Raw genomic sequence first — 21,856 nt, forward strand, 5'->3', positions numbered from 1 at the left:
ATGTCTGCGCGCCTGCTCTATGTGATGGACCCGATGTGTTCCTGGTGCTGGGGGTTTGCCCCCGTGGCCAAGTCACTGGTCGAGCAGGCGCAAGCCGCGGGTGTGGATGTGCACTTGATCGTGGGTGGTTTGCGCACCGGTAGCGGTGCGGCGCTGGAGCCGACCACCCGACGCTACATTCTTGAGCACTGGCAGGCGGTCACCGAGGCCACCGGCCAGCCCTTCAAGTTTGAGGGCGCGTTACCCGATGGCTTTGTCTACGACACCGAGCCTGCCTGCCGGGCACTGGTGACGGCGCGCGGACTGGCGCCGGATTGTGCCTGGAAGCTGCTCGGGCTGATTCAGCATGCGTTTTATGTCGAAGGTCGGGACGTCACCCGCGCCAGCGTGCTGGTGGAACTGGCCGAGCAGGCCGGCGTGCCGCGCATCGAGTTCGCCGCCGCTTTCGACCGTGCCGACATGCACACTGCGACTGAAGCCGATTTCACCTGGGTCCAGGACCTGGGCATTGCCGGTTTCCCCACCCTGCTGGCCGAGCGTAACGGCCAACTGGCGTTGTTGACCAATGGCTATCAGCCGTTGAGCGAGTTGTCCCCGCTGCTCGGCCGCTGGCTGGAGCGTGCTGCCTGTGCATGACCTGCCTGATGATGTCGCACCCGCTAAACGTGTCGACCGTCTGAGCTGGGCGGAAATCCGCCGCCTGGCCCTGCATCACAAGAAATCCCTGTGGATCGCCAACGGCGTAGCCGTGCTGGCGACCTTGTGCAGCGTGCCGATTCCCTTGCTCCTGCCGTTGCTGGTGGACGAGGTGTTGCTGGGGCATGGTGATGCCGCGCTGAAGATCATGAACCACGTGCTGCCCGAAGGCTGGCAGAAGGCCGCTGGCTACATCGGCCTGATGCTGGTGGTGACCTTGACCCTGCGTTGCACGGCTCTGCTGTTCAACGTGGTGCAGGCGAAATTGTTCGCCGGGTTGGCCAAGGACATCGTCTACCGCATTCGCATACGCTTGATCGAGCGTCTCAAGGGTATCTCCCTGGGCGAATACGAAAGCCTGGGCAGCGGAACGGTGACTACGCACCTGGTCACCGATCTGGACACGCTGGACAAATTCGTCGGCGAAACCCTCAGCCGTTTCCTCGTGGCCATGCTGACCCTGGTCGGCACGGCGGGCATTCTGATGTGGATGCACTGGAAACTGGCTTTGCTGATTCTGCTGTTCAACCCGCTGGTGATCTATGCCACGGTGCAGTTGGGCAAGCGGGTCAAGCACCTGAAGAAACTCGAGAACGACAGCACTTCGCGCTTTACCCAGGCGCTGACCGAAACGCTGGATGCCATCCAGGAAGTTCGCGCCGGCAACCGCCAGGGGTTTTTCCTCGGTCGCTTGGGCCAGCGCGCCCGGGACGTGCGCGACTATGCGGTGAATTCGCAATGGAAAACCGATGCATCGAACCGGGCCAGCGGTTTGCTGTTCCAGTTCGGCATCGATATTTTCCGGGCCGCGGCGATGCTCACCGTGCTGTTTTCCGACCTTTCAATCGGCCAGATGCTCGCGGTGTTCAGCTACCTGTGGTTCATGATCGGCCCGGTCGAACAGTTGCTGAACCTGCAATATGCCTACTACGCTGCCGGCGGTGCGCTGTCGCGGATCAACGAGTTGCTGTCCCGAGCCGATGAGCCCCAATACCCGGGCGGCATCGACCCTTTCGTCGGTCGCGAGACGGTCGGGCTGGAAGTACAAGGGTTGAGCTTCGGTTACGGTGACGAACTGGTCCTGAACCAGATGAACCTGTCCATCGCCCCTGGCGAAAAGGTCGCGATCGTCGGCGCCAGTGGTGGCGGCAAGAGTACGCTGGTGCAACTGCTGCTGGGCTTGTACACGCCGTTGGCCGGAACCATTCGCTTCGGCGGTTCGACCCAGCAGGAGATCGGCCTGGAAACCGTGCGGGAAAATGTTGCCGTGGTCCTGCAACATCCGGCGCTGTTCAACGATACCATCCGGGCCAACCTGACCATGGGTCGCGAGCGCAGTGACGAGGCCTGCTGGCAGGCGCTGGAAATCGCCCAATTACACGGTACGGTTCGGGATTTGCCCAAGGGCCTGGACAGCATCGTCGGGCGCTCCGGGGTGCGGTTGTCCGGCGGGCAACGTCAACGCCTGGCCATCGCCCGGATGGTACTGGCCGAGCCCAAGGTGGTGATCCTCGACGAAGCCACCTCTGCGCTGGATGCCGCCACCGAATACAACCTGCACCAGGCCTTGGCGCGGTTTCTGAGCAACCGCACCACGTTGATCATTGCCCACCGCCTTTCGGCGGTAAAACAGGCCGACCGTGTGCTGGTGTTCGACGGCGGGCAAATTGCCGAGGATGGCGATCATCAGCAACTGATTGCCGACGGTGGCCTGTACGCCAAGCTGTATGGGCATTTGCAGCGGTTGTAGTGAAATGATATCAAGGTTGCAGGGCGCCACTTCAATACTATAAAAAAACATCATCGCGGCCGAATTCAGTGGTCGCGATATTCCCCTCCGGGCATAGCTTGTCGCTTGCCGGGATCGGAATCGCAACCTAGTCTAGCTATAGCGATTTCGTCCGGAAGACGAGCAAGCAGTGCTAATGCAAGGGACCTCATGAATCAAACGCGGACTCTCGGAACGCCACGGCTGTTGGGCATCGTCTGGCCATTTATCGCCGTTGTGGTGTTTCAAGCCTTGTTGGGCGGCGTTAGCCTTTACGTACTGTCGGCGGTTCGCGGCTATGTTGCCGGCGAAAGCCTCTGGTCCAAGGGCCAGAAGGACGCAATCTATTACCTCAACCTCTATGCCGACAGTGGCGACGAAGCGATTTTTCGTAAATACCAGCACGCCATTTCCGTGCCTCAGGGCGGGCATGAGTTGCGCGTGGCGCTGGATCATCAACCGCCGAATGTAGAGGCGGCACGTGTGGCGATTCTCAAGGGTGGCAACCACCCGGAAGACGTTTCCAGCCTGATCTGGCTGTACCTCAACTTTCGTCACTTCAGTTACCTCGAAAAAGCCATCAACCTTTGGACCGTGGGGGATGCCTATCTGGTCCAGCTCGATGACGTTGCGCGGGACATGCATCAGCACATCACTGCCGGCCCGGCCTCCGGTGCGGATGTACAGCGCTGGAAGGAGCAGATTTTCGCCATCAACGACGGCGTGACGCCGGCGGCAAAGGCGTTCAGCGATGCCTTGGGTGAAGGTTCGCGGGTCATTCTTCGTTTGCTGCTGCTGACTAACCTCGCCACTGCTCTTGGATTGATTGCGCTGGCGCTGATGCGCACCCATAAACTGCTCAAGCAGCGCCATGCGTTCGCCGATGCGCTGCAACTGGAAAAAGAACGGGCGCAGATCACCCTGCAATCAATTGGTGATGGGGTGATCACCACGGATGTTTCCGGTGCAATCGCCTACATGAATCCTGCGGCCGAGGCGATGACCCACTGGAAGGCCGAGCAGGCGACGGGATTGCCCCTGGCGGCGCTGTTCAACCTGTTGGACGAAAATGCCCAGACAGATGGTTTCACCCTGATCGAGCATATTCTGAGCGGCCAGCTCAGTGGCGGCAGTGAACACTCCAAGTTGATTCAACGCCTGGACGGCAGCACGGTGTCGGTCACGCTGGTGGGCGCGCCCATCCGCAATGCCGGAAAAGTCAGCGGGACGGTGCTGGTGCTGCATGACATGACCCAGGAGCGGCAGTACATCGCCAATCTGTCGTGGCAGGCGACCCACGATGCCTTGACCGGCCTTGCCAACCGTCGCGAGTTCGAATATCGCCTGGAACAGGCGCTGCACAACCTGACCCGCCATTCGGGTCGCCATGCCCTGATGTTCCTCGATCTGGACCAGTTCAAGCTGGTCAACGACACCTGCGGCCACGCGGCGGGGGACGAACTGCTGCGGCACATCTGCGCGCTGTTGCAATCGGGGCTGCGCGAAGGCGACACCCTGGCGCGCCTTGGCGGCGACGAGTTCGGCATCCTGCTGGAAAACTGCGCACCGGAAGCGGCGGAGAAAATTGCCGAAAGCCTGCGCCAGACGGTGCAGAATCTGCATTTTGTCTGGAAAGGCCGGCCTTTCGTGACCACAGTCAGCATCGGGCTGGTCCATGTCGCGCAGAACCCGACGACGCTCGAAGCCTCGCTGCGTGCTGCCGACATGGCGTGCTACATGGCCAAGGAAAAGGGTCGGAACCGGGTCCAGGTCTATCATCCGGATGACTCGGAATTGTCCCTGCGCTTCGGCGAGATGGCCTGGGTGCAGCGTTTGCACATGGCGCTGGAGGAAGACCGCTTCTGCCTGTACGCCCAGGAAATCGCCCCCTTGGGTCATGTCGATCAGGACGGCGGGCACATTGAAATCCTGCTGCGATTACATGATGAAGCCGGGCGGATGATCTTGCCCGACAGCTTCATTCCGGCAGCTGAACGCTATGGCTTGATGAGCTCGCTTGATCGTTGGGTGGTGCAGAACGTGTTCAAGATCATCGCCCAATGCCGGGCCGAGCAAGGCCACGGACCGCTGGCCATGTGTGCGATCAATCTGTCAGGCACGACGATCGGGGATGAGGCGTTTCTGGACTTCTTGCGCGAACAGTTTGTGACGTATTCGATTCCGCCTGAAATGATTTGTTTTGAAATTACTGAGACCAGTGCTATTTCAAATCTTGGCAGCGCCATTCGATTCATTAATGAACTCAAAGGCTTAGGCTGCCATTTTTCACTGGATGACTTTTGCGCCGGAATGTCCTCATTCGCGTACCTGAAACATTTGCCTGTAGACTTCCTGAAGATCGACGGGAGTTTCGTAAAGGATATGCTGGACGACCCGATTAACCGCGCCATGGTCGAAGTGATCAATCACATTGGCCATGTAATGGGTAAGCGCACGATTGCCGAGTTTGTCGAAACGCCCCAGATCGAGCAGGCATTGCTGGAGATCGGGGTGGATTACGCTCAAGGGTATGTGATTGAACGCCCGCAGTTGTTTACCAGCGATAGTCTGTTAAGTCGTCCCGCCAGGCCTCAACCGCTGTTGTTCAAGGCGCCTGGCACGTTCCGTTGAGACTCCTGCCGGTCTTACAATCACAATCAAAAGGAGCTCGACAGTGATCGATACATTCAACCGAACCGGACCGCTCATGGAAGCTGCAAGTTACCCTGCCTGGGCCCAGCGCCTGATCCAGGATTGCAGCGAGAGCAAGCGCCGGGTTGTCGAACACGAACTGTACCAACGCATGCGAGACAACAAACTCAGTGCGAAGACCATGCGCCAGTACCTGATCGGTGGCTGGCCGGTGGTCGAACAGTTCGCGTTGTATATGGCACAAAACCTGACCAAGACCCGCTTTGCCCGTCATCCCGGCGAAGACATGGCCCGTCGCTGGCTGATGCGTAACATCCGCGTCGAGCTGAACCACGCCGATTACTGGGTGAACTGGAGTCGCGCGCACGGTGTCAGCCTGGAAGAGCTGCAGGCTCAGCAGGTTCCCCCCGAGCTTCACGCCCTGAGCCATTGGTGCTGGCACACCAGTTCAGCCGACTCGCTGATCGTTGCGATTGCCGCCACCAACTACGCCATCGAAGGGGCGACCGGGGAATGGTCGGCGGTAGTGTGTTCCAACGGTATCTACGCCGCCTCGTTCCCCGAGGAAGATCGCAAGCGGGCGATGAAGTGGCTGAAGATGCATGCCCAGTACGACGATGCCCATCCATGGGAAGCCCTGGAGATCATCTGCACATTGGCGGGCACCAACCCCGGCAAATCCCTGCAGGTGGAGTTGCGTCAGGCCGTTTGCAAGAGCTACGACTATATGTACCTGTTTCTCGAACGTTGCATGCAAATGGAGCACGCAGAGCGGGTACCGGTCGTGCGTGAGCGGATGGCGCTGGTCGAGAGCTGATCCAGAAATCACGCAATAAAAACTGTGGGAGCGGGCTTGCTCGCGAAGGCGGAATATCAGTGACATCCATGCCACCTGATACACCGCATTCGCGAGCAAGCCCGCTCCCACATTGGTTTGTGTCGTGGCTGAAAAATCAGCCCGCCATCTCCAGCCGGTTACGACCTTCGCGCTTGGCCACATACAACGCGCTGTCTGCCCGTCGCAACAGGCTTTCGGCAGACTCGCCGGGCAACAGGGTCGAACAGCCGAGGCTGACCGTCAGCAGGATCCTGTGACCATCGGCCAGGTACTCTTCAGACTGGGCTGCAAACCGCAGCCGCTCACCGACCATGGCCGCGGCCTCGCGACAGGTATTCGACAGCAGGATCAGGAACTCCTCGCCGCCATAGCGGAACACCATGTCCACGTTGCGCAGCTGGTTTTTGATCGTGGCGGCGACCGCCTTGAGCACGTCATCACCTGTGCTGTGGCCATGGGTATCATTGACTAGCTTGAAATGATCGATGTCCAGCATCAGTACTGACAACGGTTGCAGATGGCGCCGGGACAGTTCGATTTCCCTTTGCAGCGTCTGGTCCATGGCGATGCGGTTACCGGCACCTGTCAGCGGGTCACGCAGTGCGCTTTGGGTGGCGGTACGGTACAGCAGCGCATTGCGCATCGGGAAAAGCAGTGCGGCCAGCAGTGATTCGAGATTGCCCTGATCCTGTTCGCTGAAACGCTGATTGCGACGGAAGATCAGCTCACCCAGGTGTTCGCCTTCGTGGCTGAGGCTGTAACTGATGGAGTGGTGGCCGCGTTGGCCGAACTCCAGGCGCAGGTCACTGCTCTTGTGCTGATAGCACAAGGCGTCCAACGGCACCAACCGCTGAATCTCGCGATAGAACGTCCCAAGAATGCGTTGCGGCTCCAGACTGGTTTGCAACTGCAGGCTCAGTTGCTGGCGCAATTGCGCAAGACTGACAGGTCTTTCCAGGAGGGGCGGCTGCTGACCAAAGCCCAGGCGCTGCAATTTGGCGCTATCGAAGTCAATTGCGTTGGTCTGGGAAGGTGGTTTCATAAGGCATGCGCCCCTAAGCAGTAAGGCTGTCTTACAAGCAGGGTGAGAGCGGCTTAGGGCTGCGCGTCGTACTGGTCCGTCAGTCCCGTAGGACATTTCGTACAAGTTTAATCCGCTTTGTAGAAGATGAGTAATCTCTGCGCTCAAGCTTCACCCCCGTCTGCTTTCACTTTACGTGTCTGAGCAAACTTAGAGCGAAAGTCGTGCCATTCGGTTCATCCGAATAAAAGTCGTATTAAATCAATTGGTTGTTGTTTGTCTGCTACCTGTGTAGCGCGGCGTATGACGTTTGTTTGACAGGTGCCTGGCTCGAACCCGAGAGCCTTCAAGTGCCGCGACAGGAAGCTGGCGCGGCACTAAAAAGCGACGTACGGTCGTTACTGGGCGTTGAACGCCTGGCCATTGATACCGGTGCTGTCCGGGCCCATCAGGTAAAGGTAGACCGGCATGATCTCCTCGGGCGTCGGGTTGTTCAGTGGGTTTTCACCCGGGTAAGCCTGGGCGCGCATGCTGGTGCGGGTGGCGCCCGGGTTGATGCTGTTGGAGCGCACCGGGGCCACGGTATCGACTTCGTCAGCCAGGGTTTGCATCAAGCCTTCAGTGGCGAATTTGGAGACGCCGTAAGCGCCCCAATACGCACGCCCCTTGCGGCCGACGCTGCTGGAAGTGAACACCACCGAGGCATCCTGCGACAACTTGAGCAGCGGCAGCAGGGTGCTGGTGAGCATGAACATGGCATTGACGTTGACTTGCATGACCCGCATGAAGTTTTCGCCGGAAAGCTGCTCGATCGGCGTGCGCGGGCCGATGATCGAGGCATTGTGCAGGAGACCGTCGAGATGCCCGAATTCGCTTTCGATCATCGCTGCCAGCTCATCGTATTGATGGGGCAGGGCGGTTTCGAGGTTGAAGGGGATGACTGCCGGTTGTGGATGGCCGGCGGCTTCGATTTCGTCGTAGACCTGGGTCAGGTTGGCTTCGGTCTTGCCCAGCAGCAGCACGGTTGCGCCGTGTGCCGCGTAGGTTTTTGCCGCTGCGGCACCGATACCGCGTCCTGCGCCGGTGACCAGAATGACCCGATCCTTGAGCAGTTCGGGGCGGGCGGAATAATCAAACATAAAAAACCTCTACGAAAATTCTTCAGGTCAAGCGCTATCCCTGTAGGAGCGAGCTTGCTCCGGGCGGCGTTCCGACGATGGGCGTAAACGATGACGCGACAAGTCTGGCACCCCGTGGCGCTCTCAGGTTCTTCGCGAGCAAGCTCGCTCCTACAGAGGTCAACGACAGTCTCAGCAGCTACAGAGGGCGCTATCCAAAACCTTGCGCAGCTCCAACGGATGATCAACCACCACATCCGCCCCCCAATGCCGCGGGTTGTCATCCGGGTGGATGTAGCCGAAGGTCACCGCAGCAGTCTTGGTGCCGGCATCGCGGCCTGATTCGATGTCGCGCAGGTCATCGCCGACGAACAGCACGCTGGCCGGGTCCAGGTCGAGCATCTTGCAGGCGAGGATCAGCGGCTCGGGATCCGGTTTGCTGTTCTTCACGTGATCCGGGCAGATCAGCAGCGCCGAACGCTCGGCCAGTCCCAGCTGTTGCATGATCGGCTCGGCGAAGCGCAGCGGCTTGTTGGTGACCACGCCCCAGATCAGGTTGGCCTTCTCGATGTCCGCCAGCAGTTCGCCCATGCCGTCGAACAGCTTGCTATGGACGGCACAACCGACGAGGTAGCGCTCCAGGAACTCCAGGCGCAACTCCTCGAATCCCGGCGATTCCGGGTCCATGGAGAAGGTCACTGCGACCATCGCCTTGGCGCCGCCGGAAATCTCGTCGCGAATGTGTTTGTCGTTCATCGGTGGCAAGCCACGGTCGGCACGCATCGCCTGGCAGATCGCAATGAAGTCCGGCGCGGTGTCGAGCAGGGTGCCGTCCATGTCGAAAAGAACTGCTCTGATTGGCATCGGCTTATTCCTCGCGCAGGGTCTGGATCATGTAGTTGACGTCCACGTCGGAGGCCAGTTTGTAGTGCTTGGTCAGCGGGTTGTAGGTCAGGCCGATGATGTCCTTGACGGACAGGCCGGCCATGCGGCTCCAGGCTCCAAGTTCGGAAGGGCGAATGAATTTCTTGAAATCGTGGGTGCCGCGCGGCAGCAACTTCATGATGTATTCGGCGCCGACGATGGCGAACAGGTACGCCTTCGGATTGCGGTTGATGGTCGAGAAGAACACCTGGCCGCCGGGCTTGACCATGCGGAAGCAGGCACGGATGACCGACGACGGGTCTGGCACGTGCTCAAGCATTTCCAGGCAGGTGACCACGTCGAACTGCTCGGGCATTTCCTCGGCCAGGGCTTCGGCGGTGATCTGCCGGTATTCGACGCTCACGCCCGACTCCAGCTGATGAAGCTGGGCAACCGCCAACGGCGCTTCGCCCATGTCGATACCCATCACGGTCGCGCCGCGCTGAGCCATGGCCTCGCTGAGGATGCCGCCGCCGCAGCCGACGTCGAGGACCTTCTTGCCGGCCAGGTGGACGCGTTCATCAATCCAGTTGACCCGCAGCGGGTTGATGTCGTGCAGCGGTTTGAATTCGCTTTCGCGGTCCCACCAGCGATGGGCCAGGGCCTCGAATTTGGCGATTTCGGCGTAGTCGACGTTGCTCATGGTTTAAGTCCTCTAAAACTTGAAAAATCCTGTTGCCCCGGATTGTGCTCCAGGGTGCTTACGATTCGGTGCGGCCACTGATGCGCCGGCCCCAGGCCTTCGCGACAGTACTTAGCTGTTGTTCATCCAGGCGTGTCAGGCGACGGTCGTCGAGCAACTGCTTGCCGGCAACCCAAAGGTGTTTCACGCAGTCCCGGCCGGTGGCGTATATAAGCTGCGAAACCGGGTCGTAGACCGGCTGCTGGGCCAGCCCCGAGAGATCGAAAGCCACCATGTCCGCGGCCTTGCCGATTTCCAGCGAGCCGACTTCGGCCTCGATACCCAGTGCCCGGGCACCGTTGAGGGTGGCCATGCGCAAGGCTCGATGGGCATCCAGCGCGGTGGCCGAGCCGGCGACAGCCTTGGCCAGCAGGGCCGCGGTGCGGGTTTCGCCGAGCAGGTCCAGGTCGTTGTTGCTGGCCGCGCCATCGGTGCCGACCGCGACATTGACCCCGGCCTGCCACAAGCGCTCTACCGGGCAGAACCCGCTGGCCAGCTTCAGGTTCGATTCCGGGCAATGAATCACATTGCTGTTGCTTTCTACCAGCAGCGTCATGTCTTCTTCGCTGATCTGGGTCATGTGAACCGCCTGGAAGCGTGGCCCCAGCAAGCCCAGGCGCGCCAGTCGGGCCAGCGGTCGTTCACCGCGCTGCTCGACCGATTGCTGCACTTCAAATGCCGTTTCATGCACGTGCATGTGGATCGAGGCGTCCAGTTCTTCGGCGATCACCCGGATTTTTTCCAGGTTTTCGTCGCCCACGGTGTAGGGTGCATGGGGGCCGAAGGTGATTTTGATGCGCTCGTGGTGCTTGAGATCGCCAAACAACTCGACGCCCTGACGAATGGCTTCGTCCGCTGTAGCGGCGCCCGGAATGGGGAAGTCGAGGATCGGAATCGCGATCTGCGCGCGAATGCCGCTGTTGTGCACGCGCTCGCTGGCAACCTTCGGGAAGAAGTACATGTCAGAGAAACAGGTGATGCCACCTTTGATTTGCTCGGCGATGGCCAGATCCGTGCCGTCGCGCACGAAGTCCTCGTCGACCCACTTGGCTTCGGCGGGCCAGATGTGGTTCTCCAGCCAGGTCATCAATGGCAGGTCATCGGCCAGGCCACGGAACAGCGTCATCGCCGCGTGCCCGTGGGCATTGATCAGGCCGGGGCTGAGCAACATGTCGGGCAACTCGCGGGTTTCGGTTGCGTTAAGCTTCAGTGCGGCGGAACGTGGGCCGATAAACACGATGCGTCCATCACGGATGCCCACGCCATGTTCCTTGAGGACAACACCAGCAGGTTCGACGGGTACCAGCCAGGTCGGCAGCAATAACAGGTCGAGCGCAGCGGCAGTGTTCGGCATCGAGGGTCGGTTCCAGTGCTTTTGTAAAGGATGGCGAAGTATACCCGAGCGTCTTCGCGGGGGGATCGCTATAATCGGCGGCTTTTGTTCATGAGTGCGGGGTGAGGGATGCGCGATCGACTGTTGGCTGCGGAAAAGGTAAAGGCCATCGATTGGCGTGATGGCGCTCTCCATCTGCTGGATCAGCGCATTTTGCCGTTCGAGGAAACCTGGATCGCCTACACCAGTGCGGCCGGTGTGGCCGAGGCCATTCGCTCGATGGTGGTGCGCGGTGCGCCGGCGATTGGTATCAGTGCCGCTTATGGCATCGTGCTCGCGGCCCGTGCCCGGATTGCCGAAGGTGGCGACTGGTACGCGGCGCTGGAAGAGGATTTCGCGCTGCTGGCCGATTCCCGTCCCACTGCGGTCAACCTGTTCTGGGCGCTGGGCCGCATGCACGACCGGCTTGATCGCCTGAAAGACAATGCCGATCCGCTGGAGGTGCTGGAGGCAGAGGCCATCGCCATTCACGAAAGCGATCGCGAAGCCAACCTGACCATGGCGCAACTGGGTGTGGACCTGATCCGCAAGCATCAGGGCAACGCCCAGGCGATCCTGACCCACTGCAACACCGGCGCACTGGCCACGGGCGGCTTTGGCACGGCGCTGGGGGTGATTCGTGGGGCTTTCATCGAGGGCATGGTCGAGCGGGTGTATGTCGACGAAACCCGTCCATGGCTGCAGGGCTCGCGGCTGACCGCGTGGGAACTGGCCAATGAAGGCATTCCCGTGACCCTCAATGTCGATTCCGCCGCCGCGCATATCATGAAGACCAAAGGCCCTACCTGGGTCATCGTCGGTGCTGACCGGATCACCGCCAATGGCGACGTGGCCAACAAGATCGGCACCTATCAACTGGCCGTCAACGCCATGCACCACGGCGTGCGCTTCATGGTGGTGGCGCCGAGTTCGACCATCGACATGCACCTGGCCAGCGGCGATGACATTCCGATTGAGGAGCGTGATGGCCGCGAGTTGCTGGAGGTCGGTGGCAAGCGGGTGGGTGCGGATGTCGAAGCGTTCAATCCGGTGTTCGATGTGACTCCGGCGGACCTGATCGATGCGATCGTCACCGAAAAAGGCATCGTCGAGCGCCCGGATACGGCGAAGATGGCGCAGTTGATGTGCCGCAAGCGTCTGCATTAAGGCTCTTTGGCGACTGATGAATTGTATTCGCGAGCAAGCCCGCTCCCACATTGGACCAAGTCGGTCGCAAAATATGTACGCGACGCCGATCCAGTGTGGGAGCGGGCTTGCTCGCGAAGAGGCCCGCAAAGTCAACAAATCAGCCTGAATCGAGCCTGAAATCTGCAATCATCAAGCCTCTAAGCCCCTCTCGTCCCCTTCAAGCCTGTCACCGGTCAACTAACTACTCTCCATGCGCATCTGGGGGATAGGTGCGTGGCGGCTCTTGTGATAACATCCGGCGGTTTCCAGGGTTGCCCGAAGTGGCGACCCGTACTGCGCAGATCCATGGCATAACTCGTTGATTTGTCGTAAGTCGGTGCATGGCACTCAGCCTGTATCGGCGAGCTTCGTTGGTCCCATATGGATGTGACGAAGTTTCACCAGAAAAAGGAATCAGGCTTCTCATGGGCGAACTGGCCAAAGAAATCCTCCCGGTCAATATCGAAGACGAGCTGAAGCAGTCCTACCTCGACTACGCGATGAGCGTAATTGTCGGGCGGGCACTGCCGGATGCGCGCGATGGCTTGAAGCCCGTGCACCGGCGCGTGCTGTTCGCGATGAGCGAGCTGGGCAACGACTTCAACAAGCCGTACAAGAAATCTGCCCGTGTTGTCGGTGACGTGATCGGTAAGTATCACCCGCACGGTGATACCGCGGTGTACGACACCATCGTTCGGATGGCGCAGCCATTCTCCCTGCGCTACCTGCTGGTAGACGGCCAGGGCAACTTCGGTTCGGTGGACGGCGACAACGCCGCGGCCATGCGATACACCGAAGTGCGCATGACCAAGCTGGCGCACGAGCTGCTGGCTGACCTGCATAAAGAAACCGTGGACTGGGTGCCGAACTACGACGGCACCGAAATGATCCCGGCGGTCATGCCGACCCGTATTCCCAACCTGCTGGTCAACGGCTCCAGCGGTATCGCCGTGGGCATGGCGACCAACATTCCGCCGCACAACCTCGGTGAAGTCATCGACGGTTGCCTGGCGCTCATCGACAATCCAGAGCTGACTGTCGACGAGCTGATGCAATACATCCCCGGTCCGGACTTCCCGACCGCCGCGATCATCAACGGTCGTGCCGGCATCATCGAAGCCTACCGCACCGGTCGCGGGCGCATTTACATGCGCGCCCGCTCGATGATCGAAGACATCGACAAGGTCGGTGGCCGCCAGCAGATCGTCATCACCGAACTCCCTTACCAGCTGAACAAGGCGCGTCTGATCGAGAAGATCGCCGAACTGGTAAAAGAGAAGAAGCTCGAAGGCATCACCGAACTGCGCGACGAGTCCGACAAGGACGGTATGCGCGTCGTGATCGAGTTGCGTCGCGGCGAAGTGCCTGAGGTCATCCTCAACAACCTCTACGCCCAGACCCAGCTGCAAGCGGTGTTCGGTATCAACATCGTCGCGCTGATCGACGGCCGTCCGCGGATCCTGAACCTCAAGGATCTGCTGGAAGCCTTCGTCCGCCACCGTCGCGAAGTGGTAACCCGTCGTACCGTGTTCGAACTGCGCAAGGCGCGCGAGCGTGGTCACATCCTTGAAGGTCAAGCGGTTGCCCTGTCGAACATCGACCCGGTCATCGCCCTGATCAAGGCATCGCCAACGCCGTCGGAAGCCAAGGAAGCGCTGGTCAGCACCCCTTGGGAGTCCTCGGCCGTGGTGGCAATGGTTGAACGTGCCGGTGCCGATTCGTGCCGTCCGGAAAACCTCGATCCGCAATACGGTCTGCGCGACGGCAAGTACTTCCTGTCGCCAGAGCAGGCGCAAGCCATTCTGGAACTGCGTCTGCACCGCCTGACCGGCCTGGAACACGAAAAGCTGCTGGCCGAGTATCAAGAGATCCTCAACCAGATCGGTGAGCTGATCCGCATCCTCAACAGCGCCACGCGCCTGATGGAAGTGATTCGCGAAGAGCTGGAAGTGATTCGCGCCGAGTACGGCGACGTGCGTCGTACCGAAATCCTCGATGCCCGTCTCGACCTGACCCTGGGTGACATGATCCCGGAAGAGGAGCGCGTCGTGACCATTTCCCACGGTGGCTACGCCAAGACCCAGCCGCTGGCTGCGTACCAGGCCCAGCGTCGTGGCGGTAAAGGCAAGTCGGCGACCGGCGTCAAGGATGAGGACTACATCGCTCACCTGCTGGTTGCCAACAGCCACACCACGCTGCTGCTGTTCTCCAGCAAGGGCAAGGTGTACTGGCTGAAAACCTACGAAATCCCTGAAGCGTCCCGCGCTGCCCGTGGTCGTCCGCTGGTCAACCTGCTGCCGCTGGACGACGGTGAGTACATCACCACCATGCTGCCGGTCGAGGAATACACCGAAGGTCACTACATCTTCATGGCCACCGCCAACGGCACCGTGAAGAAGACCCCGCTGGAATCCTTCAGCCGTCAACGCAGCGTCGGCCTGATCGCACTGGAACTGGACGAAGGCGACGTGCTGATTTCCGCGGCCATCACCGATGGCGAGCGTGAAGTCATGTTGTTCTCCGACGGCGGCAAAGTGACGCGCTTCAAGGAATCCGACGTTCGCGCCATGGGCCGTACCGCCCGCGGTGTGCGCGGCATGCGTCTGCCGGAAGGTCAGAAGCTGATTTCCATGCTGATTCCGGAAGAAGGCAGCCAGATCCTCACCGCTTCGGCGCGTGGCTACGGCAAGCGCACGGCGATCACCGAGTTCCCTGAATACAAGCGTGGCGGTCAGGGCGTTATCGCCATGGTCAGCAACGAACGTAACGGCCGTCTGGTCGGTGCGGTCCAGGTACTCGACGGCGAGGAAATCATGCTGATTTCCGACCAGGGCACCCTGGTGCGTACCCGTGTCGACGAAGTGTCCAGCCTGGGTCGTAACACCCAGGGCGTGACCCTGATCAAACTGGCCAACGACGAAACACTGGTCGGGCTGGAGCGGGTTCAAGAGCCGTCGGAAGTCGAGGGTGAAGAGCTGGAAGGTGAAGAGGGTGAAGGGTTTGTCGGTGAAGTCGTGATCGACGACGTTGCCGAAGACCAGCAACTCGACGCCGCCGCTGACGAAGAACCACAGGAATAAGTGGGCAAGCAGGGGGCGGATGAAAATTCGCCCCCTTGTTGTTTGTCCCTTTAGAAAATTTCGACACCCACGACGATCAAATGTGGGAGCGGGCTTGCTCGCGAATACGGTCTGACATTCAGCACAGATGTCGCCTGAAACACCGCTTTCGCGAGCAAGCCCGCTCCCACATTGGTTCCGTGGTGATTGATGTTGTGATTTATTGCGTGATACCACCAAATCAGAGCGAGATTGGATGTGAGCAAGAGAGCCTATAACTTCTGTGCCGGTCCTGCGGCGCTTCCCGAAGCTGTCCTGCAGCGCGCCCAGGGTGAACTCCTCGACTGGCACGGCAAGGGTCTGTCGGTCATGGAAATGAGCCATCGCAGTGATGAGTTCGTGTCCATCGCCACCAAGGCCGAGCAGGATCTGCGTGATCTGCTGAATATCCCCTCGAACTATAAAGTGCTGTTTCTGCAAGGCGGCGCCAGCCAGCAATTTGCTCAGATTCCTCTGAACCTGTTGCCGGAAAACGGCTCGGCCGACTATATCGACACCGGTATCTGGTCGCAGAAGGCCATCGAAGAAGCTTCGCGCTTTGGCCACGTCAACGTTGCCGCCACCGCCAAGCCTTACGATTATTTCGCCATTCCCGGCCAGAACGAGTGGAAGCTGTCGAAAGACGCGGCCTACGTTCACTACGCGCCGAACGAAACCATCGGCGGCCTGGAGTTTCAGTGGATCCCGGAAACCGGCGATGTTCCGCTGGTGGCCGACATGTCCTCGGACATCCTGTCGCGCCCGGTGGATGTGTCGCGCTTCGGCATGATCTACGCCGGTGCCCAGAAAAACATCGGCCCGAGCGGTATCGTCGTCAACATCGTACGCGAAGACCTGCTGGGCAAGGCCCGTTCCCTGTGCCCGACCATGCTCGACTACAAGGTCGCGGCTGATAACGGCTCGATGTACAACACCCCGCCGACGCTGGCCTGGTACCTGTCCGGCCTGGTGTTCGAGTGGCTCAAGGAGCAGGGCGGCGTCGAGGCCATCGGCAAGCTCAACGAAGTCAAGCAGCGCACGCTGTACAGCTTCATCGATGCCAGCGGCCTGTATAGCAACCCGATCAACAAGTCGGACCGCTCGTGGATGAACGTGCCGTTCCGCCTGGCTGATGATCGCCTGGACAAGCCGTTCCTGGCCGGTGCCGACGAGCGTGGCCTGTTGAACCTCAAGGGCCACCGTTCCGTGGGTGGCATGCGCGCCTCCATCTATAACGCCGTCGACATCAACGCCGTCAATGCGCTGATTTCGTACATGGCAGAGTTCGAGAAGGAACACGGCTAATGTCTGAGCAAGAACTCAAGGCACTGCGCCTGCGCATTGATGCCCTGGACGAAAAGGTCCTGGAGCTGATCAGTGAGCGTGCGCGCTGCGCCCAGGAAGTCGCGCGAGTAAAGATGGCCTCGCTGGCCGAAGGCGAAGTGCCGGTGTTCTATCGTCCCGAGCGCGAAGCTCAGGTGCTCAAGCGTGTCATGGAGCGCAACCAGGGGCCGCTGGGCAACGAAGAGATGGCGCGGTTGTTCCGTGAAATCATGTCTTCGTGCCTGGCGCTCGAACAGCCGCTGAAAGTGGCTTATCTCGGCCCTGAAGGCACCTTCACTCAGGCGGCGGCCATGAAGCACTTCGGCCACGCGGTGATCAGCAAGCCGATGGCGGCGATCGACGAAGTGTTCCGTGAAGTGGCGGCGGGGGCGGTGAATTTTGGTGTGGTGCCGGTGGAGAACTCCACCGAAGGCGCGGTCAACCACACCCTCGACAGCTTCCTCGAACATGACATGGTGATCTGCGGTGAAGTCGAGCTGCGTATCCACCATCACCTATTGGTCGGTGAAAACACCAAGACCGACAGCATCAGCCGCATCTACTCCCACGCCCAGTCACTGGCCCAGTGCCGCAAGTGGCTGGACGCCCATTACCCGAATGTCGAGCGCGTGGCGGTGTCCAGCAACGCCGAAGCGGCCAAGCGGGTCAAGGGTGAGTGGAACTCGGCGGCGATTGCCGGCGATATGGCGGCCGGCCTGTACGGCTTGACCCGTCTGGCCGAAAAAATCGAGGACCGTCCGGATAACTCCACGCGCTTCCTCATGATCGGCAACCAGGAAGTGCCACCGACCGGCGACGACAAGACATCGATCATCGTTTCGATGAGCAACAAGCCGGGTGCGCTTCACGAGTTGCTGGTGCCATTCCACGACAATGGCATCGACCTGACGCGAATCGAGACTCGTCCGTCGCGCAGCGGTAAATGGACCTATGTGTTCTTCATCGACTTCGTCGGCCACCACCGCGACCCCTTGGTCAAAGGTGTGCTGGAAAAGATCAGTCAGGAAGCAGTGGCACTCAAGGTGCTGGGTTCCTACCCGAAAGCAGTTCTCTAAGGGGCGGTAGCAAATGAGTGGCAATTTCCTCGCTCTGGCACAGCCGGGCGTGCAACAACTTTCGCCTTACGTTCCGGGCAAACCCGTGGACGAACTGGCGCGTGAGCTGGACCTCGATCCAGCCAGTATCGTCAAGCTGGCGAGCAACGAAAACCCGCTGGGCGCTGGCCCCAAGGCGCTGGCGGCGATCCGCGATGCGCTGGCCGAGCTGACCCGTTATCCGGACGGCAACGGTTTTGCCCTCAAGAGCCTGCTGGCCGAGCAGTGCCGCGTCGAACTCGACCAGGTCACGCTGGGCAACGGTTCCAACGACATCCTGGAACTGGTTGCGCGTGCTTATCTGGCACCGGGCCTGAACGCCGTGTTCAGCGAGCATGCATTCGCTGTCTACCCGATTGCCACCCAGGCGGTCGGCGCACAGGCCAAAGTGGTTCCGGCCAAGGATTGGGGGCATGACCTGCCTGCCATGCTGGCGGCGATCGATGCCAACACCCGCGTGGTGTTCATCGCCAACCCGAACAACCCGACCGGGACCTGGTTCGACGCCGAGGCGCTGGACGAATTCCTGCAGGATGTGCCGGAGCATGTGCTGGTCGTACTGGACGAGGCTTACATCGAATACGCCGAAGGCAGCGATCTGCCGGATGGCCTGGATTTCCTGGCGGCTTATCCGAACCTGCTGGTTTCCCGCACCTTCTCCAAGGCCTATGGCCTGGCGGCGCTGCGCGTGGGTTATGGCTTGTCCACGGCGGTGGTCGCAGACGTGCTGAACCGTGTACGCCAGCCGTTCAACGTCAACAGTCTGGCCCTGGCCGCGGCCTGTGCGGCGTTGAAGGACGAAGAGTATCTGGCGCAAAGCCGTCAGTTGAACGAGTCCGGCATGCAGCAGCTGGAGGCCGGTTTCCGTGAGCTGGGGCTGAGCTGGATACCATCCAAAGGCAATTTCATTTGCGTCGATCTCGGTCAGGTTGCGGCCCCGGTGTTCCAGGGCTTGCTTCGTGAAGGCGTGATCGTGCGTCCGGTGGCCAACTACGGCATGCCAAACCACCTGCGCATCACCATTGGCCTGCCGGCAGAGAACAGCCGCTTCCTTGAGGCGCTGACCAAGGTTCTGGCTCGTGGTTGATGTCACTGCGCTGCAATCTGCTGAGCCTATGATCGGTCGCCTGGTGGTGGTCGGTCTCGGGTTGATCGGCGGTTCGTTTGCCAAGGGCTTGCGTGAAAGCGGTCTGTGCCGCGAAGTGGTCGGAGTCGATCTCGATCCGCAATCGCGCAAGCTCGCGGTCGAGTTGGGTGTGGTGGATCGCTGCGAGGAAGACCTGGGCGTTGCTTGTCAGGGCGCCGACGTCATCCAGCTGGCGGTGCCGATCCTGGCTATGGAGAAAGTGCTTGCGCGTCTGGCGGGCATGGATCTGGGGCAGGCGATCCTGACCGATGTCGGCAGTGCCAAGGGCAATGTGGTGCGCGCGGCCACCGAAGCATTTGGCAAGATGCCGTCGTGCTTTGTGCCGGGGCACCCGATTGCCGGTTCAGAGCAGAGTGGGGTGGAAGCCTCCAACGCTGAACTGTTCCGTCGTCACAAAGTGATCCTGACGCCGCTGGAGCAAACCGATCCGGCAGCCCTGGCGGTAGTCGACCGTTTGTGGCGCGAGTTGGGCGCCGATGTCGAGCACATGCAGGTCGAGCGTCACGACGAAGTACTGGCCGCGACCAGCCATCTGCCGCACTTGCTGGCGTTCGGCCTGGTCGATTCGTTGGCCAAGCGCAATGAAAATCTTGAGATCTTCCGTTACGCTGCGGGCGGTTTCCGCGATTTCACAAGAATCGCCGGTAGCGACCCGGTCATGTGGCACGACATCTTCCTCGCCAACCGCGAAGCTGTCCTGCGCACACTCGATACATTTCGCAGCGACCTCGACGCCTTGCGCGACGCGGTCGATGCAGGGGATGGGCACCAATTGTTGGGCGTTTTCACTCGCGCCCGGGTTGCCCGCGAGCATTTCAGTAAAATCCTGGCCCGCAGGGCCTATGTGGACGCTATGAATTCCAACGATCTGATCTTCCTGGCTCAACCTGGTGGCCGCCTGTCCGGTCGGATTCGCGTACCGGGTGACAAATCCATTTCCCACCGTTCGATCATGCTCGGCTCGCTGGCCGAAGGCGTCACCGAAGTCGAAGGCTTCCTCGAGGGCGAAGACGCCTTGGCAACCTTGCAGGCGTTCCGCGACATGGGCGTGGTCATCGAAGGCCCGCACCACGGCCGTGTGACCATCCACGGTGTCGGTCTGCATGGCCTGAAACCGGCGCCGGGCCCGATCTATCTGGGCAACTCCGGTACTTCGATGCGTCTGCTGTCCGGCCTGTTGGCTGCGCAGAACTTCGACAGCACCCTGACCGGCGACGCTTCGCTGTCCAAGCGCCCGATGAATCGTGTGGCCAATCCGCTGCGTGAAATGGGCGCGGTGATCGAAACCGCCGCCGAAGGTCGTCCACCGATGACCATTCGTGGTGGCAACAAGCTCAAGGGCCTGACCTATACCATGCCGATGGCCAGCGCCCAGGTTAAGTCCTGCCTGCTGCTGGCCGGTCTGTATGCCGAAGGCAAGACCACGGTCACCGAGCCTGCTCCGACCCGCGACCATACCGAGCGCATGCTGCGTGGCTTCGGCTACCCGGTAACGGTCAATGGTGCGACCGCATCGGTCGAGTCCGGCAACAAGCTGACCGCGACCCACATTGAAGTCCCGGGTGATATTTCGTCCTCGGCGTTCTTCCTGGTAGCGGCATCGATCGCTGAAGGTTCGGAACTGGTGCTGGAACACGTCGGCATCAACCCGACCCGTACCGGCGTGATCGACATCCTGCGCCTGATGGGCGCCGACATCACCCTGGAAAACCAGCGTGAAGTGGGTGGCGAGCCGGTGGCGGACTTGCGCGTACGTGCAGCTAAACTCAAAGGTATCGAGATTCCCGAGGCGCTGGTTCCGCTGGCGATCGACGAGTTCCCGGTGCTGTTCGTCGCCGCCGCCTGCGCTGAAGGGCGCACAGTGTTGCGTGGCGCCGAAGAGCTGCGGGTCAAGGAATCGGATCGCATCCAGGTCATGGCGGATGGTTTGCTGGCGCTGGGCGTAAAGTGCGAACCAACCCCGGATGGCATCATCATCGACGGCGGCCAGATCGGCGGCGGTGAAGTGCACGGTCATGGTGATCACCGTATTGCCATGGCGTTCAGCGTTGCTTCGCTGCGCGCCAGTGCGCCAATCCGCATTCATGATTGCGCCAACGTCGCGACGTCGTTCCCGAATTTCCTGGCGCTGTGTGCACAGGTCGGTATTCGCGTGGCACAAGAGGCACAGTCGTGATCAACATTGCACCGGTCATCACCATCGATGGGCCAAGCGGTTCGGGCAAGGGCACGGTAGCCGGGATTCTGGCCAAGCGCCTGGGCTGGAACCTGCTGGATTCCGGTGCGTTGTACCGGTTGCTGGCCTTTGCCGCGCATAATCATGGTGTCGACCTGACCAATGAAGAGCTGCTGAAGAAACTCGCCGCTCATCTGGATGTGCAGTTCATCGCGGCGACGGACGGTCAGTTGCAACGCATCATCCTGGAAGGTGATGAAGTCAGCGATGTCATTCGTACCGAAAGCGTCGGTTCCGGCGCTTCCCAGGTGGCTGCGCTGCCCGCTGTCCGCGAGGCGCTGCTGCAGCGCCAGCGGGCTTTTCAGGAGGCGCCGGGCCTTGTGGCGGATGGTCGCGACATGGGCACAGTGGTTTTTCCTGACGCGCCGCTGAAAATTTTTCTGACCGCCAGCGCCGAGGAGCGGGCGCGCCGTCGATATTTGCAGTTGAAGGGCAAGGTCGAGGGTGTTAGTCTGTCGAGTCTGCTAGATGAGATACGTGCGCGCGATGAGCGTGACACCCAGCGAGCGGTAGCCCCGCTTAAACCGGCGGCTGACGCCATACAGCTGGATTCCACGGAATTATCCATCGACCAGGTGCTGGAACGCATCATGAGCGAGATCGCCATTCGCGATATCGCCGGGTGACCAAGAAGGCCGCAGGGGACCAGTCATAGTCCTGCGGTGGCTTCTTTTAAAT

Annotated in this window: 16 protein-coding genes; 11 read left to right on the top strand and 5 right to left on the bottom strand. The window is 60.5% G+C overall.

Translation table 11 applies throughout. The annotated features are described in order from the left end of the window. The 4 genes from KGA98_RS12215 (at position 1) to KGA98_RS12230 (ending at position 5,933) form a co-directional block, all read left to right on the top strand. Positions 1–636, top strand: coding sequence for a DsbA family protein (locus tag KGA98_RS12215; protein ID WP_057713760.1), 636 nt, complete (start codon positions 1–3; stop codon positions 634–636). Further along, positions 629–2,446 carry an ABC transporter ATP-binding protein gene (locus KGA98_RS12220; protein WP_223502424.1) on the top strand — a complete coding sequence of 606 codons (1,818 nt, stop codon included), beginning with the start codon at positions 629–631 and terminating at the stop codon, positions 2,444–2,446. Before KGA98_RS12215 ends, KGA98_RS12220 begins: the two co-directional genes overlap by 8 nt. A 189-nt stretch (positions 2,447–2,635) precedes the next feature. Further along, entirely contained in the window at positions 2,636–5,095 is a 2,460-nt protein-coding gene (locus KGA98_RS12225; RefSeq protein WP_057713762.1) for an EAL domain-containing protein, read from the top strand. 76 nt (positions 5,096–5,171) lie between these two features. Continuing rightward, the gene (locus tag KGA98_RS12230; protein ID WP_263287841.1) at positions 5,172–5,933 is read left to right on the top strand and encodes an iron-containing redox enzyme family protein; all 762 of its coding nucleotides are present in this window, start codon (positions 5,172–5,174) and stop codon (positions 5,931–5,933) included. 136 nt (positions 5,934–6,069) lie between these two features. On the opposite strand, the gene KGA98_RS12235 is transcribed toward KGA98_RS12230, so the two are convergent. The 5 genes from KGA98_RS12235 to KGA98_RS12255 form a co-directional block, all read right to left on the bottom strand. Continuing rightward, positions 6,070–6,996: a GGDEF domain-containing protein gene (locus KGA98_RS12235; protein ID WP_057713764.1), complete on the bottom strand. Its 927-nt coding sequence runs from the start codon at positions 6,994–6,996 to the stop codon at positions 6,070–6,072. 377 nt (positions 6,997–7,373) lie between these two features. Next, positions 7,374–8,114, bottom strand: a complete 741-nt coding sequence (locus KGA98_RS12240) for a YciK family oxidoreductase (protein ID WP_007999919.1) — start codon at positions 8,112–8,114, stop codon at positions 7,374–7,376. 171 nt (positions 8,115–8,285) lie between these two features. Beyond that, positions 8,286–8,957, bottom strand: coding sequence for an N-acetylmuramic acid 6-phosphate phosphatase MupP (gene mupP, locus KGA98_RS12245; RefSeq protein WP_057713765.1), 672 nt, complete (start codon positions 8,955–8,957; stop codon positions 8,286–8,288). Positions 8,958–8,961: 4 nt separating this feature from the next. After that, positions 8,962–9,660 (bottom strand): bifunctional 2-polyprenyl-6-hydroxyphenol methylase/3-demethylubiquinol 3-O-methyltransferase UbiG, encoded by a 699-nt coding sequence (ubiG, locus tag KGA98_RS12250; protein WP_057713766.1) that lies wholly within the window; start codon positions 9,658–9,660, stop codon positions 8,962–8,964. A gap of 58 nt (positions 9,661–9,718) precedes the next feature. Next, complete coding sequence (locus KGA98_RS12255) at positions 9,719–11,053, bottom strand: TRZ/ATZ family hydrolase (protein WP_090457151.1); 1,335 nt, start codon at positions 11,051–11,053, stop codon at positions 9,719–9,721. A gap of 108 nt (positions 11,054–11,161) precedes the next feature. Between KGA98_RS12255 and mtnA the strand changes: the two genes are divergently transcribed. The 7 genes from mtnA to cmk all read left to right on the top strand — a co-directional run bounded on the left by mtnA (position 11,162) and on the right by cmk (position 21,804). Next, positions 11,162–12,238: an S-methyl-5-thioribose-1-phosphate isomerase gene (mtnA, locus tag KGA98_RS12260; RefSeq protein ID WP_057713768.1), complete on the top strand. Its 1,077-nt coding sequence runs from the start codon at positions 11,162–11,164 to the stop codon at positions 12,236–12,238. A gap of 446 nt (positions 12,239–12,684) precedes the next feature. Then, a complete protein-coding gene (gene gyrA, locus KGA98_RS12265; protein ID WP_057713769.1) occupies positions 12,685–15,339 on the top strand; it encodes a DNA gyrase subunit A in 2,655 nt (884 codons plus the stop codon). 237 nt (positions 15,340–15,576) lie between these two features. Beyond that, on the top strand, positions 15,577–16,662 hold the full coding sequence (gene serC / locus KGA98_RS12270; protein WP_057713770.1) for a 3-phosphoserine/phosphohydroxythreonine transaminase: 1,086 nt from the start codon (positions 15,577–15,579) through the stop codon (positions 16,660–16,662). Further along, the gene (gene pheA, locus KGA98_RS12275) at positions 16,662–17,756 is read left to right on the top strand and encodes a prephenate dehydratase (RefSeq protein ID WP_007939916.1); all 1,095 of its coding nucleotides are present in this window, start codon (positions 16,662–16,664) and stop codon (positions 17,754–17,756) included. Before serC ends, pheA begins: the two co-directional genes overlap by 1 nt. Positions 17,757–17,769: 13 nt before the next feature. Next, positions 17,770–18,882, top strand: coding sequence for a histidinol-phosphate transaminase (hisC, locus tag KGA98_RS12280; RefSeq protein WP_090457149.1), 1,113 nt, complete (start codon positions 17,770–17,772; stop codon positions 18,880–18,882). Positions 18,883–18,910: 28 nt separating this feature from the next. Further along, a complete protein-coding gene (locus KGA98_RS12285) occupies positions 18,911–21,118 on the top strand; it encodes a bifunctional prephenate dehydrogenase/3-phosphoshikimate 1-carboxyvinyltransferase (RefSeq protein WP_238786611.1) in 2,208 nt (735 codons plus the stop codon). Continuing rightward, positions 21,115–21,804, top strand: coding sequence for a (d)CMP kinase (gene cmk, locus KGA98_RS12290; protein ID WP_007985391.1), 690 nt, complete (start codon positions 21,115–21,117; stop codon positions 21,802–21,804). Before KGA98_RS12285 ends, cmk begins: the two co-directional genes overlap by 4 nt. Positions 21,805–21,856 lie beyond the last annotated feature (52 nt).

The sequence above is a fragment of the Pseudomonas sp. BF-R-24 genome, from assembly GCF_019947335.1.
Lineage (GTDB): Bacteria > Pseudomonadota > Gammaproteobacteria > Pseudomonadales > Pseudomonadaceae > Aquipseudomonas > Aquipseudomonas jessenii.

Bases quoted from the DNA above. Each gene is read 5' to 3' on its own strand.
- KGA98_RS12215 (WP_057713760.1), top strand. From the start codon at position 1: ATGTCTGCGCGCCTGCTCTATGTGATGGACCCGATGTGTTCCTGGTGC.
- KGA98_RS12225 (WP_057713762.1), top strand. From the start codon at position 2,636: ATGAATCAAACGCGGACTCTCGGAACGCCACGGCTGTTGGGCATCGTC.
- KGA98_RS12230 (WP_263287841.1), top strand. From the start codon at position 5,172: ATGGAAGCTGCAAGTTACCCTGCCTGGGCCCAGCGCCTGATCCAGGAT.
- KGA98_RS12235 (WP_057713764.1), bottom strand. From the start codon at position 6,996: ATGAAACCACCTTCCCAGACCAACGCAATTGACTTCGATAGCGCCAAA.
- KGA98_RS12240 (WP_007999919.1), bottom strand. From the start codon at position 8,114: ATGTTTGATTATTCCGCCCGCCCCGAACTGCTCAAGGATCGGGTCATT.
- mupP (WP_057713765.1), bottom strand. From the start codon at position 8,957: ATGCCAATCAGAGCAGTTCTTTTCGACATGGACGGCACCCTGCTCGAC.
- ubiG (WP_057713766.1), bottom strand. From the start codon at position 9,660: ATGAGCAACGTCGACTACGCCGAAATCGCCAAATTCGAGGCCCTGGCC.
- KGA98_RS12255 (WP_090457151.1), bottom strand. From the start codon at position 11,053: ATGCCGAACACTGCCGCTGCGCTCGACCTGTTATTGCTGCCGACCTGG.
- mtnA (WP_057713768.1), top strand. From the start codon at position 11,162: ATGCGCGATCGACTGTTGGCTGCGGAAAAGGTAAAGGCCATCGATTGG.
- gyrA (WP_057713769.1), top strand. From the start codon at position 12,685: ATGGGCGAACTGGCCAAAGAAATCCTCCCGGTCAATATCGAAGACGAG.
- pheA (WP_007939916.1), top strand. From the start codon at position 16,662: ATGTCTGAGCAAGAACTCAAGGCACTGCGCCTGCGCATTGATGCCCTG.
- hisC (WP_090457149.1), top strand. From the start codon at position 17,770: ATGAGTGGCAATTTCCTCGCTCTGGCACAGCCGGGCGTGCAACAACTT.
- KGA98_RS12285 (WP_238786611.1), top strand. From the start codon at position 18,911: ATGATCGGTCGCCTGGTGGTGGTCGGTCTCGGGTTGATCGGCGGTTCG.